We start from the raw sequence: 13,480 nt of genomic DNA, 5'->3' as shown, positions 1-13,480 counted from the left end.
AATCAGCCTACCTCAACTGAAATTTCTAGTTTAACACGTTACACTTTTAATCCATTCTAATTTCGATAAAGTAAAATGAGCTTGTTATTCTTTCAGCCTCTTTTCAAACGTCCAAAAGAGGAGTATACTTAAGATACTATGTGGATAAGGATTGTGATGGGGATGTATATTTCTAAACTAAAGCAATTTGTACGTTGGCTGGTTAAGGCTGTCTTACAAATTTGCTTTTTGATTGTGTTTTTTTTAATTGGCGAACAGTTGCAACAATGGTTTAACTTAGTTGTTCCTGGTAGCTTGATTGGTTTGATATTACTGTTTACATGCTTGAGTTTTAAAATCATTAAGATGGAGTGGATCAACGTTGGTGCTGCCTTTTTATTGATGATTATGCCATTGTTCTTCATTCCTTCGATGACGGGTTTAATGGATTATGGTCAGTTGTTTTTACATCAGGGTATTTTCATTATCATCGATATTGTTGTATCAGCATTTGTGATCTTTTTTGTTTCGGGTTGGGCAGTACAGCAGTTAATAAAAATCTGGCCGTCTTCAAAGAAAGCAGATAAAGAGGTGACAAAATGAAACTTGATCTTTTTTTAGTGGGAATGACAATTGTCTTTTTTTGCGTGGCTTATGTTATTAATAGAAGATTTCCTTCTGTCTTTACATTGCCAATTTTTACAGCGTCAGCAATGATGATCATTTTACTTGTATCGATGAATTTAACATATGAATCATATAGTGGTGCTCGTCAATTTTTCAGTTTTATGATGGGACCTGCAATAGTGGCGTTTGCTGTTCCGATGTATTCGGTGCGAGCGATTATTTATCGTTATTTACCAGTGGTATTAATTGGCATGATGATTGGATTGGCTGTTTCGGTTGGAATGACATTCATTTTCTCATTAGTTCTACCATTGTCAGCTGAAATGGTATCCTCGTTGTGGGGTAAAAATGTGACATTGCCTGTTGCTATTACAATTGCCAATGATATCGAAGCTTCTGCATCTTTAACGGCAATTGGTGTCGTGTTATCGGGTTGTATAGGTGCTGCATTTGGAAATCGGATTCTTCATTTCATGGGTGTGAAAAACAGAGTGGCTCGTGGTGTAGCAATGGCTGCTGTGGCACATATTATGGGAAGTTCACATTCGATGTTGCTCAATAAAGAAGAAGGTGCAATTGGATTGGTGACAATGGCTGGAACAGCTATTTTAGCTAGTGTATTTATTCCAATCTTAGTTTAATAAAGCGTCAGTAACGTTCGTTTTCATAAATTGAAAAGAGCCTTACTGGCTTTTTTTCTATAATAGTAGAAGACATTAGAAAAATTCATAGGTGATTGTTATTTTGAACATAAATAGTCAGAAATCCAAACACTATTTTTAGTTGTGTTACTTCGGTTACTAGATTTGAAAACATCTTCTATTAAGGAGGTGTTTTTTAGTTCAACCAATAACTTTTCACGTTAATTTATGCTATGATATAGAAGATGAAATTTAACGTATTTTGGTGAAATAATAGTCGATTTGACAGCTAAATACGCCAACTGGAAAAGAGGTTACTTAAATGTTTGAATACTTAAAAGGTCATATTACTTATATATGCCCACTTTATATTACTGTCGATGTTCAAGGTATTGGCTATCTGGTACACGTACCTAATCCTTTTTCATTCACAACACGAGAAGGTTTAGAAGAACAAATTTTTATTCACCATCATGTGCGTGAAGATGCTGAAACATTATTTGGTTTTGAAAGTAGAGAAGAACGTTTCCTCTTCCAGAAATTATTAAGTGTTACAGGAATTGGGCCTAAAGGGGCAATGGCAATTATTGCTCGCGGTGAATTAAGTTTATTGGTTGCTGCTATTGAAGGCGAAAATGAAGGTTATCTAGTCAAATTCCCAGGAATTGGTAAGAAAACAGCCCGTCAAATCATTTTAGATTTAAAAGGTAAGATCAATGATTTAGTCCCTTCAGCCAAACAAACAACAGCAATAGTGGAAGTTCACAGTGCGTTATCAGAAGCATTGTTGGCACTTGAAGCATTGGGATATAGCGCTCGTGAGATTAAGCGTGTAGAAACAAAAATGGAAAAACTTGAGTTAGCAACCACGGATGAGTATATTCGAGCTGGATTGAAATTATTAACTAATTAATAAAAGCATCTACAAGCCCATTCAGAACTGAAGAGATTGTAAAAGTTCGGTAAGCGATTATTTTATCGCTGGAAGTATCTTTGAAATCTCACAAGTTTTGGCTTGCAGTGCTAGAGAACAATAAAAGCATCTACAAGCCTATTAAAAAATAGGGTTAAAGTCGAAGTTATTAAACAATTAAAGCTATTTTGAATGACACACAATAATAGGGGGTGAGTATCGAATGGATGAGCGTATTATATCTTCCGAATCAATTGGTGATGAAGGTTCAATGGAATTGAGTTTACGACCAAGTCGTTTAGCGCAATATATCGGTCAAGAAAAAGTAAAGAATAACTTGCAAATTTTTATTGAGGCTGCACGTATGCGCCAAGAAGCATTGGATCACGTTTTGCTATATGGCCCACCTGGTTTAGGTAAAACAACATTAGCAATGGTAGTAGCTAATGAAATGGGTGCTAAATTGCATACAACAAGTGGTCCCGCCATTGAAAAACAGGGTGATTTAGCAGCGATTTTAACAGCATTAGAGCCAGGAGATGTTCTTTTTATTGATGAGATTCATCGCTTGAGCCGAGTGATAGAAGAGATTTTATATCCGGCAATGGAAGATTTTGCTTTGGATATTATTATTGGACAAGGACCAGAAGCACGCTCAATTCGAATGGAGTTACCCCCATTTACATTGATTGGTGCTACAACGCGTGCTGGTCACATGACTGCCCCGTTACGAGATCGTTTTGGCGTAATTAACCACCTGGAATATTATACGATTTCTGAATTGGAAGCGATTATTGAAAGAACAGCAGCGATTTTAGAAACACCTCTTGAAGGAAATGCATCACATGAAATGGCACGCCGTTCAAGAGGAACACCGCGTATCGCAAACCGTCTGGTAAAACGTGTACGTGATGTTGCACAAGTTAAAAGTGATGGAACCATTAGCGTTCCTATTGCCAAAATGGCGTTAGAGTTATTGCTAGTTGATGATAAAGGGTTAGACCAAATTGATGAGAAAATATTATCAGCAATTATTGATATGTTTAATGGAGGTCCTGTTGGTTTGGATACCTTAGCTGCCAGTATTGGTGAAGAACGTTTAACGATTGAAGACATGTATGAACCCTATTTATTACAACATGGCTTTTTACAAAGAACACCACGTGGTCGTGTAGCTACACCTAAGGCTTATCAGCATTTAGGACGACCGCTTGCATAATATATAAATTGAACAGAAAAGGTGAATAAAGTGAGAGTAGAAGATTTTAATTATGAATTACCAGAGGAATTAATTGCACAAACGCCATTATTAGATCGTACATCCAGTCGATTATTAATGATGAATAGAGAAACTGGTGCTTACCGTGATGGTGTTTTTCCTGACATGTTAGAGTATTTATCAGAAGGCGATGCGCTGGTTTTAAATAACACACGCGTTTTACCTGCCCGTTTACACGGAATTAAAGCTGAAACTGGCGGTCATACAGAAGTATTACTTTTAAAACAACTAGAGGGTGACGAGTGGGAAACATTGGTTAAACCTGCCAAACGTATCCGTGTGGGGACTGTATTATCATTTGGTGATGGCCGTTTAACAGCTGTTTGTACAGGTGAACTTGAACATGGGGGTCGCTTAATGACTTTCAAGTACGAGGGTATCTTTTATGAGGTATTGGAGGCGCTTGGTGAAATGCCATTGCCACCTTATATTAAAGAACAGCTTGAGGATCAAGAACGTTATCAAACAGTTTATGCTGAAGAAAATGGTTCAGCGGCTGCACCGACAGCAGGTCTACATTTTACAAACGAGTTGTTAGAAGCGATTCGTGCAAAAGGTGTACATATTGTTTTTATCACTTTACATGTAGGATTAGGAACTTTCCGTCCAATTAGTGTAGAAGATACAACAAATCATAAAATGCATTCTGAGTTTTACCGCATGACAGAAGAAGCGGCAGCCACGTTAAATGACGTACGCAATAACGGCAAAAAAATCATTGCTGTTGGAACAACAAGTATGCGTACGCTAGAATCAATCACACAAAAATTTGATGGTGCGATTAAAGCAGATGATGGTTGGACAGATATTTTTATATCTCCAGGATTTGAGTTTAAAGCGTGCGATGCGTTAATTACCAACTTCCATTTACCAAAATCGACGTTAGTGATGCTTGTCAGTGCTTTCTCAAGTCGAGATAATGTAATCAATGCTTATGAACACGCCGTTGCAGAAAAATATCGCTTCTTTAGTTTTGGCGATGCAATGTTTTTACAAAAATAATAATCAATGAAAGAGGTAAGTTATGAGACCAGCAGTAGTATATGAATTGCTTAAAACAGATAAGGAAACCGGAGCTCGTGCAGGTATTATCCATACACCACACGGTTCGTTCCCAACACCAATGTTTATGCCAGTTGGAACATTGGCAACAGTCAAAACATTATCACCAGAAGAATTAAAAGAGATGGGTTCAGGTATTATCTTGAGTAATACTTATCATCTTTGGTTACGTCCAGGTCATGAATTAATTCGTGAAGCAGGGGGTCTCCACAAATTCATGAACTGGGATCAACCGATTTTGACTGATTCAGGTGGTTTCCAAGTGTTTAGTTTGAGCAAGATTCGTGATATTAAAGAAGAAGGTGTTCATTTCCGTAGTCACTTGGATGGTTCGAAATTATTTTTATCACCTGAAAAAGCAATTGAGATTCAAGAAGCACTCGGCTCTGATATTATGATGTCATTCGATGAATGCCCACCTTATCCAGCTAGCCGTGAGTACATGATTCAATCAATGGCACGTACAACTCGTTGGGCAGAACGTGGTTTGAAAGCTCATACAACAATGGATAAACAATCATTATTCGGCATCGTTCAAGGTGGGGTATACTCTGATTTACGTCAACAACATGCAAAAGAATTAGCCTCATTAGATTTTCCTGGCTATTCAATTGGTGGATTAAGCGTTGGAGAAGAAAAACATTTAATGAATGAAGCGCTCGAGGCAACAACACCATTCCTTCCAGCTGATAAACCACGTTATTTAATGGGCGTTGGTTCACCCGATGCATTAATTGATGGGGTTATCCGTGGAATTGATATGTTTGACTGTGTATTACCAACTCGTATAGCACGTAACGGAACAACAATGACAAGTCAAGGTCGTGTCGTTATTAAAAATGCGATTTATGAACGTGATTTTGGTCCACTTGATCCTAACTGTGATTGCCATGTTTGTAAAAATTATTCGCGTGCATACCTTCGTCATCTCATTAAAGCAAAAGAAGCTTTTGGAATTCGCCTAACAAGTTACCATAACTTGTATTTCTTGATTAAATTAATGGAAGATGTACGTGAAGCGATAATGGAGGACCGTTTATTGGCCTTCCGTGAAGAATTTTTCGAACAATATGGCTATAACAAAGAAAATCCGCGTAATTTCTAGCATATTGATAGATAATTGTCATTATTTTCTGATATAATAATAGTAATGACTAATGAAAGGGGTTTTATCACACATGCAGTCTATTTTACTTATCGTAGTTATGATCGCATTGTTTTACTTTATGCTGATTCGTCCGCAACAAAAGCGTCAGAAAAAAGTACAATCAATGCAAAGTGCGCTTAAAAAAGGCGATACTATTGCAACAATCGGTGGCTTACACGGCGTAGTTGATTCTATCGATGACAAACAAGTTACACTTGATTGTCACGGTTCGTTATTAACTTTTGATCGTCAAGCAGTGCGTACAGTACTTGAAGTATCTGAAGCACCAGTTGATTCTTTTGAATCAAATGACAATAACTAAATACTTAAAAACAAAACCTTCTATGTTTGTAGCATAAAAGGTTTTTTTTGATTTTGATGAAAATAACCTTGAAAACTGGTATAATAATCTATGATTGTGTAGTGCTAATGAATAGAGCCAAGGCCATGGTACAGGTGAAAATCTTAAGATTTGTCAATTACAGGGATTGAAAGATTAGTTTGAAAATTTTCCTTGCGTGAAATGCCATTATACTTACCGTTTATTTAGTACATTTAAAGGGGAAATAAGAAAGAAACTGTTGTCATGATTTAATTTCAACAGCTAGCAATTATTTACAACCGTGGGAAATATAGGACAAGTTTGCTACAAAAATTACTAAAAGAAGAAAGGTCGTGTATGGCATTATGAAAAGAGGCAAGTTAGTCAGTTTTTTTATTTTGATCGCTGTGTTTACAGCGCTTATTTCGTTCACGGTGAAGCCGGTACTAAATAATATTAATTTAGGATTAGATTTACAAGGTGGATTTGAGGTTCTTTATGAAGTCAAACCAGCGGGTGAAAATGCTGAAAAAGTTACAAGTGAAACACTAAAATCAACAGTTGTTGCTTTGGATAAACGTATTAACGCTTTGGGCGTTGCGGAACCAAGCATTACGATTGAATCTGGAAACCGTATCCGTGTGCAATTAGCGGGTGTTAAAGATCAAGATGAAGCACGTGAAATGCTTTCAACAACTGCACAATTATCATTCCGTGATGCAAATGATAAATTGATGATGGACGGTCGTGATTTAGTTCAAGGGGCAGCAAAACAGTCATTTGATCAACAAAATCAACCAGTTGTAACATTGAAATTAAAAGATAGTCAAAAATTTGCTGATGTAACGAAAAAAATTCTTGCAGAAGCACCAAATAATCAATTAGTTATTTGGTTAGACCATAAAGATAATCAAAAATTCTTAACAGAGTCTAAAAAAGAAAACCCTGCATTTTTATCAGCACCAAATGTAAGCCAGGTGTTGAATACAAACCAAGTAGAGATTTCGGGTAGTTTTACAGTTGCAGAGGCAAATAATTTAGCAGAGTTACTTAATGCGGGAGCATTGCCTGTTAAATTAACTGAGGTGTACTCAACATCAGTAGGTGCAGCGTTTGGACAATCAGCGTTACAAGATACAATGTTAGCCGGATTAATTGGTTTACTTGCTATTTTTGTATTTATGCTTATCTTCTATCGCTTACCAGGTTTAATCGCATCAGTGACATTGAGCATTTATACATACATTGTATTGCTTATTGTAAGTTTAGTTGGTGCAACAATGACATTGCCAGGTATTGCTGGTTTAATTTTAGGTATTGGTATGGCAGTAGATGCTAATATCATTACTTATGAACGTATCAAAGAAGAAATACGTGTTGGACGTACAATTAAGAAAGCATTCGTCGAAGGTTCTAAAGAATCATTCCGTACGATTTTGGATGCGAACTTAACAACAATTATTGTAGCTGGCGTATTGTTTGTATTTGGTACAAGTTCAATCCGAGGCTTTGCGTTAATTTTAATTATTAGTATCTTAGTAAGCTTTATTACAGCAGTATATGGTTCACGTATTATGTTAGGTTTAATTGTTAATAGTGGCTTCTTAGATAATCGTCCAGGTTGGTTTGCTGTTAAACGTAAGAGTATCCATAATATTTCAGAAGGATACGAATCATATAAATTAGCTACTAACTTTGATAATATTGACTTCTTAAAACATCGTAAAGTTTACCTTTCAATTTTCGCAGGAATTGTTATAGCGGGTATTATCTGCTTGGCAACCTTGAAAATGAACTTAGGTATTGATTTTTCAAGTGGAACACGTGCAGAATTAACAGCTGATAAGACATTAACAGCTGCTAAAATCACTAAAGAACTTGATCAAATTGGAATGCCTTCAAACGATATTGTTTTAACAGGGAAAGATCAAAAATCTGCCGTTGTTAGTTATAAAGGTGCATTCTCACAAGACGAAATTAAAAAATTCAACAATCACTTCAAAAAAGAATACGGTCATGAATCAAGTATCAATACGGTAACACCGACAGTTGGACAAGAGTTGGCAAAAAATGGTTTCTTTGCTTTAATCATTGCGTCACTTTTAATCATCGTTTATATCGGTTTCCGTTTCGAGTTGAAAATGGCTGTCTCAGCAGTTATCTCGCTCTTGTTTGATGGTTTCGTAATCTTCGTAGTATTTAGTATCTTCAAGATACAAGTAGATTTGACGTTTATTGCAGCGGTGTTAACGGTCATTGGTTATTCCATTAATGATACAATCGTTACGGCCGATCGTGTACGTGAAATCGGACAAAAACTACGTGTTTATAAAAATAAAGAAGATTTAGCTGTTGCAGTCAACCAAGGTTTACGTCAAACGTTGACACGTTCGTTAGCAACTGTGTTCACAGTTCTTATCACAGTAACAGCCTTGATGATTTTTGGTAGCCATTCAATTTGGGAGTTCTCACTTGCTCTAATGATTGGTTTGGTTTCAAGTATTTTCACATCAATGTTTATGGTTATGCAAATGTGGTATGGTTTTAAAGTTCGCGAATTAAATAAACATGGCGAAATCAAAACAGTTAAAGAGAAAAAATACAAATCTAAAAAAGACAAGTTAGTTGTCTAAACAGAAGGGTGTGGGGATAGGATGAAAAAATCACAGTGGTTAACGTTAATCAGTATCTTATTAGTTTTGTTCATTGCAGTGTTATCAATCGTCAATGTCGAACCAGTGAAAATCAACTTTATTTTCACAACGGTACAATGGCCATTAATTTTAGTGATTATTGGGTCGGCACTTTTAGGGGCTTTAACAGTCATCAGTGTAACATGGGTGCGCATGTTTAAAGAAAAAAGTGCTATTAAACAAAATGAAAAATTTTTAAAAGAACAAAAAATAGCAAATGCTTCTTCAAGAAGTGAAATTAATAAAATTAAAAACGCAGAAAAAGAAAAAATTTAATAACTGCGTAAACTAGTGAACAGGCTATGGGTTATCGAGATTGAATCGATTATCTGTAGCCTGTTTTTAATTTTAAGTAACTTTAGAAATTGAGATGAATTGCAATTTTAAAATTAGAATGATGAATGAGAGAGCGGTTTCAAAGTTGAATTTGTGGTATGATATTTAAGGGAAGTTTATCAATAAGGAGTGAAGAATGTGCTTGCATCCAACTATGAATGGCAAGAACGAGAAAATAATCAAGAAGAAATAGAAACGTTAGCGAAAGCTGCGAATGTCGCATTACCAGTAGCAGCTTTGCTCTGGGAGAGACAACTACGTACACCAGCAGAAGTAGAGGCGTTTATTCATCCAACTGAGGAGGTAATACACGATCCTTTTTTACTATCGGATATGGACAAAGCCTTAGAAATTATTGAAGAGGCACTCGCCGAAGATAAAAAAATAATGATCTATGGTGATTATGATGCGGATGGTGTGACAAGTACTGCTGTTTTATATGAAGCATTACAAATTATCGGTGCTGATCCAGGCTGTTTTATCCCAAATCGATTTGTTGAAGGATATGGTCCTAATAAAGAAGCTTTCAAAAAAATTAAAGCGGATGGTTATGATTTATTAATCACGGTCGATAATGGGATAGCTGGCATAGATGAACTTGCTTATGCACGTGAGATTGGCTTACAAGTTATCTGTACGGACCATCATGAGGTGGGCGAAATTTTACCTGATGCCGATGCGATTGTACATCCAAAACATCCTGATTTTCAATACCCTTTTAAAGAACTTGCTGGCGTAGGTGTGGCCTTCAAACTAGCACAGGCTTTATTAGGTGAAATTCCGGTTGAATTATTGGATCTTTATGCACTAGGAACGATTGGAGATATGGTTTCTTTAACAGATGAAAATCGCTTTTTTGTACAAGCTGGTTTAAAACAGCTAGCAATCACTGAACGTCCGGGCTTACAAGCGTTATATCGCCAATTAAATTTGGACGCTTCACTGGTGACAGAAGAAATGGTCGGCTTTAAAATTGCCCCTCATCTTAACGCGGCTGGTCGCCTAGGTTCTGCTGAAAAAGCTCTTGCATTGTTAGTGACTAAAGACGTTGACGAAGCGAAGCAATTAGCAATTGATTTAGTAGCAATTAACGATGAACGTAAAAAAATCGTCAATGAGTTAGTGCTTGAAGCAGATGAGCAAGTACAGCCATTTTTAAATGATAAAGTGTTAATTGTAGCGGGTGAGAATTGGCATGAAGGTGTCTTAGGAATTGTAGCATCACGCTTGATTGAAGCTTATCAAAGACCTGTTATTGTGCTATCAATCAACAAATCTAAAAACATTGCCAAAGGTTCTGGACGGAGTATACCAGCTTTGAATTTATATGATGCTTTAAACGCTCATGTATCTTTAATTACGCGTTTTGGTGGGCACGCTGGGGCGGCAGGGTTAACACTACCTCTTGAAAATGTTGCAGAATTAAGAACGGCCATTAATAATTATGCAGCACCACTATTGGCTGATGTTAGTACGAAGTTACCTTTACGTATTGATTTAACACTGCATGTTGAAGAGGCAACTTTAGCCTTAATTGAGGATATGAAAGTTCTAGCACCTTTTGGAACGGATAATCCAAAACCTCTGGTTAAATTTTCAAATGTACGATTGGCAGGAATACGTCAAATTGGTGCCGACAATAGTCATTTGAAAGCGACTTTTAAAGAAGAAGAAGCAACTGTTGAAGCCATTGGGTTTAATATTGGTCACCTAAAGAATACGCTAAACATGAGTGATGATATTGATGTAGTGGGTGAATTATCAATTAACGAATGGCGTAACCAGCAAATGGTTCAATTGCAAATTAAGGATATTGCAGTGCCTAACAAACAACTGTTTGATTTACGTGGTGAGTCAGAATGGGCTAAATTTTGTAAGAACTTAACCCCATCTCAACAACCAGATTTGTTTGTCGTGTTTAATCATCCGACCTTTGTGAGTGAATGGGCTGATAAAGTTACTATTTATGATGTGACAAAAGATGTTTTACCGACCCAAGCGGTGGAAACAATTGTAATTGTGGATATGCCAACAGATGCTTTGAAATTGGATGAAGTATTGACTGTTTTACAACCACAGAATATTTATGCGCGCTTGGAAAATCCTGATAATAAAGGTTTAGTGGTGATGCCAAGTCGTGAAGAATTTGGAGAATTTTTCAAATTTGTAGCAAGGTATGAGCCTGTAGATGTCAAAAAACAACACCCAGCTATCTGTCAAAAATTAAATATCTCAAAAAACAATCTCTATTTCATGACAAGCGTGTTTTTTGAGCTAGAATTTGTTAAAATAGAAAAGGACTGTTTGGTCATCAATCCAAATGCACCCAAACACCCGCTGACTGAAGCGCCAACTTATAAAAAAAGACAAGCAATCGAAGCGCTGCAACAACGTTTTGTTTATTCAAACTATACTGCCTTATATGAAGTGTTTTGGGGCAATGACAATTAAAGGGGACGAAATTTATGAAAACAGAAGATTTAAAGAATCACATCGCATCAATTGAGAATTATCCAAAACCAGGCATTATTTTCCGCGATATCACACCGTTGATGGGTAATGGTGAAGCTTATAAATTTGCTACTGATCAACTGGTTGATTATGCGCGCGATAAAAATGTTGACGTCATTGTAGGACCAGAAGCACGTGGCTTTATTATCGGCTGCCCGATGGCTTATGCAATGGGTATTGGTTTTGCACCTGTTCGTAAAGAAGGTAAGTTACCTCGTGAAGTGATTAAAGTAACGTATGATTTAGAATACGGTCAAGATGTTTTAACAATCCATAAAGATGCAATCAAACCAGGTCAACGTGTATTGATTGTTGATGATTTATTAGCAACTGGTGGTACGATTGAAGCGACAATTAAACTTGTGCATGAATTAGGCGGCGAAGTTGTAGGTGCTGCATTCTTACTTGAATTAGTTGAATTAAACGGTCGTGCTAAATTAGGAGACATCGATACGAAAGTATTGCTAGAATATTAAGAGATAAAAGAACAGACAGGAGAGTTATCCTGTCTGTTCTTTTATGTTTATTTAAAGGTATGAGGCTTCGTGAGCTTAACTAACAGTAAAAATAATGCGAGTGCTGTCAATATAATAACTCCTAATGTTACTGGGAAGACTGCACTCATTTCACCTGTTTTTGGTAAAGTATTTTTTGCTACGGTATTCTCTGTAGATTGTCTGTCTTTGTTGCTAGGTGTAATTTTTTGTTGCTGTTCAGGCGTTTTTTTATAGTGATAAATAACTTTTTGTGACTTATCGGTGTATTGACCTCGAGCATTTTTGGGATGATCATTTGTTAAGATATAGCCAGTAATATCTTTAGGACTTGTTTGATATGCCGTGCCTCTTTTTCCTGATTGAGTTGTTGGTGCTGCAATCTCGATGCCATCAGCCTGATAGTAAGTGGTGACAGTACCTTGAGCAATTTGTACATTCTTTATATAATTATAAGTTACGTCGATTGTTCCTTCAGCGAAGCTGCCTTGAGAACCTACTACAGCTGTTTTTCGAAGCGAATAACCGGTAATGTTTTTTGGTGATGTTTGATATTTTTCACCAATGTTTCCGGTAATTTTAATAGAATCAGCTAACTTCGTATCACCCTCTAAAAAATGAGTAATCACAGTGCCTGTTGTTGGATTTTTCGTGTAGTTATATACCACTTCGATATCTTTGTTAGGCACTATTCCAGAGGCGTTGTGAGGCATCTGAGTGGACAATGTATAGCCGGGTATTACTTTTGCAGTGGTTTGATATTTTTTATCTCTTTCCAGTTTTTGAATGACTGGAGAGGCTATCTCTACGTTACCAGATAAAAATTTTGTTGTAATAGAACTTTGCGATGGAAGCGGATAATAGTGAAATTCAACAACTTCTGTTTTTGCTGAAAAGAAACCATTAGCTTTTGAATTATAGTATTCAGGGATAAGATAGTTAATATCGCCAAGAATGTTAGCATCGGATGGATCAGTAGAATAAGGCTCACCTATTAATCCTGTTTGAGTAATCCGTTCGGCAATTTCTTTACCGTTAGAGCTGAAAATAGTAATGACTGTTCCTGTTTCTTTTCCAGTTACCGGTTTTTTCGAATATGAGTAAATAATCTCCGTAGAGAGGTATTCAAAAGTACCATTTTTATTTTTTTTATCAATTAAATAGTAACCAGGTATCTCTTTTGGTGCTGTTTGGTAATGTTCACCTTTTTTGCCTGTTAGTGTAACTGATTCGGCAATTTCGACGTTATCACAGTAAAAGCGCGTGATGACTGTTGTTTTTTCCGTGTCAGCTGATGCATTACTTTGGTTATTAGACTTTTCCAATGATTGTGTTGTAATGCTTTCTTTGGATGGTGATGCTGTTACCGTGATGTGATTTGTCAAAAACAAACCACTTAGAAGTAGAAGGCTTAGAAGGGTTGTTATATGTTTTTTCATTTTCATAGCAATGACATCCTTTCGATTATGTTATTTT

General features: G+C 36.5%; 12 protein-coding genes. 11 read left to right on the top strand and 1 reads right to left on the bottom strand.

The annotated features are described in order from the left end of the window. The first annotated feature begins 162 nt into the window (after positions 1-162). From IKV95_RS06280 to IKV95_RS06230, 11 genes are all read left to right on the top strand, one after another. Positions 163-582 carry a CidA/LrgA family protein gene (locus IKV95_RS06280; RefSeq protein WP_069120119.1) on the top strand — a complete coding sequence of 140 codons (420 nt, stop codon included), beginning with the start codon at positions 163-165 and terminating at the stop codon, positions 580-582. After that, the gene (locus tag IKV95_RS06275) at positions 579-1,247 is read left to right on the top strand and encodes an LrgB family protein (RefSeq protein WP_029092317.1); all 669 of its coding nucleotides are present in this window, start codon (positions 579-581) and stop codon (positions 1,245-1,247) included. The genes IKV95_RS06280 and IKV95_RS06275 overlap by 4 nt, the downstream gene beginning before the upstream one ends. A 322-nt stretch (positions 1,248-1,569) precedes the next feature. Continuing rightward, positions 1,570-2,160 carry a Holliday junction branch migration protein RuvA gene (gene ruvA, locus IKV95_RS06270; protein ID WP_029092316.1) on the top strand — a complete coding sequence of 197 codons (591 nt, stop codon included), beginning with the start codon at positions 1,570-1,572 and terminating at the stop codon, positions 2,158-2,160. A 223-nt stretch (positions 2,161-2,383) separates the two neighbouring features. Further along, complete coding sequence (gene ruvB, locus IKV95_RS06265; RefSeq protein ID WP_029092315.1) at positions 2,384-3,379, top strand: Holliday junction branch migration DNA helicase RuvB; 996 nt, start codon at positions 2,384-2,386, stop codon at positions 3,377-3,379. A gap of 30 nt (positions 3,380-3,409) precedes the next feature. Then, the gene (queA, locus tag IKV95_RS06260; protein WP_029092314.1) at positions 3,410-4,441 is read left to right on the top strand and encodes a tRNA preQ1(34) S-adenosylmethionine ribosyltransferase-isomerase QueA; all 1,032 of its coding nucleotides are present in this window, start codon (positions 3,410-3,412) and stop codon (positions 4,439-4,441) included. Between the two features lie 22 nt (positions 4,442-4,463). Then, the gene (gene tgt, locus IKV95_RS06255) at positions 4,464-5,606 is read left to right on the top strand and encodes a tRNA guanosine(34) transglycosylase Tgt (protein ID WP_029092313.1); all 1,143 of its coding nucleotides are present in this window, start codon (positions 4,464-4,466) and stop codon (positions 5,604-5,606) included. Positions 5,607-5,679: 73 nt separating this feature from the next. Beyond that, a complete protein-coding gene (yajC, locus tag IKV95_RS06250) occupies positions 5,680-5,970 on the top strand; it encodes a preprotein translocase subunit YajC (RefSeq protein WP_080712965.1) in 291 nt (96 codons plus the stop codon). Between the two features lie 362 nt (positions 5,971-6,332). Then, complete coding sequence (secD, locus tag IKV95_RS06245) at positions 6,333-8,603, top strand: protein translocase subunit SecD (protein ID WP_287451533.1); 2,271 nt, start codon at positions 6,333-6,335, stop codon at positions 8,601-8,603. Positions 8,604-8,624: 21 nt separating this feature from the next. Further along, on the top strand, positions 8,625-8,939 hold the full coding sequence (locus IKV95_RS06240) for a LapA family protein (RefSeq protein WP_036027623.1): 315 nt from the start codon (positions 8,625-8,627) through the stop codon (positions 8,937-8,939). 198 nt (positions 8,940-9,137) lie between these two features. After that, positions 9,138-11,450 (top strand): single-stranded-DNA-specific exonuclease RecJ, encoded by a 2,313-nt coding sequence (recJ, locus tag IKV95_RS06235; RefSeq protein WP_287451532.1) that lies wholly within the window; start codon positions 9,138-9,140, stop codon positions 11,448-11,450. 14 nt (positions 11,451-11,464) lie between these two features. Next, positions 11,465-11,986 carry an adenine phosphoribosyltransferase gene (locus IKV95_RS06230; RefSeq protein WP_029092311.1) on the top strand — a complete coding sequence of 174 codons (522 nt, stop codon included), beginning with the start codon at positions 11,465-11,467 and terminating at the stop codon, positions 11,984-11,986. A gap of 47 nt (positions 11,987-12,033) precedes the next feature. On the opposite strand, the gene IKV95_RS06225 is transcribed toward IKV95_RS06230, so the two are convergent. Then, positions 12,034-13,449 carry a MucBP domain-containing protein gene (locus IKV95_RS06225; protein ID WP_029092310.1) on the bottom strand — a complete coding sequence of 472 codons (1,416 nt, stop codon included), beginning with the start codon at positions 13,447-13,449 and terminating at the stop codon, positions 12,034-12,036. Positions 13,450-13,480 lie beyond the last annotated feature (31 nt).

The organism is Brochothrix sp. (genome assembly GCF_017549435.1).
Taxonomy (GTDB): domain Bacteria; phylum Bacillota; class Bacilli; order Lactobacillales; family Listeriaceae; genus Brochothrix; species Brochothrix thermosphacta.
This window is presented reverse-complemented; position numbering and strand designations above follow the sequence as displayed.

Excerpts from the sequence above, each read along its gene's own strand:
- IKV95_RS06280 (WP_069120119.1), top strand. The coding sequence starts at position 163 with ATGTATATTTCTAAACTAAAGCAATTTGTACGTTGGCTGGTTAAGGCT.
- IKV95_RS06275 (WP_029092317.1), top strand. The coding sequence starts at position 579 with ATGAAACTTGATCTTTTTTTAGTGGGAATGACAATTGTCTTTTTTTGC.
- ruvA (WP_029092316.1), top strand. The coding sequence starts at position 1,570 with ATGTTTGAATACTTAAAAGGTCATATTACTTATATATGCCCACTTTAT.
- ruvB (WP_029092315.1), top strand. The coding sequence starts at position 2,384 with ATGGATGAGCGTATTATATCTTCCGAATCAATTGGTGATGAAGGTTCA.
- tgt (WP_029092313.1), top strand. The coding sequence starts at position 4,464 with ATGAGACCAGCAGTAGTATATGAATTGCTTAAAACAGATAAGGAAACC.
- yajC (WP_080712965.1), top strand. The coding sequence starts at position 5,680 with ATGCAGTCTATTTTACTTATCGTAGTTATGATCGCATTGTTTTACTTT.
- IKV95_RS06240 (WP_036027623.1), top strand. The coding sequence starts at position 8,625 with ATGAAAAAATCACAGTGGTTAACGTTAATCAGTATCTTATTAGTTTTG.
- IKV95_RS06230 (WP_029092311.1), top strand. The coding sequence starts at position 11,465 with ATGAAAACAGAAGATTTAAAGAATCACATCGCATCAATTGAGAATTAT.
- IKV95_RS06225 (WP_029092310.1), bottom strand. The coding sequence starts at position 13,449 with ATGAAAATGAAAAAACATATAACAACCCTTCTAAGCCTTCTACTTCTA.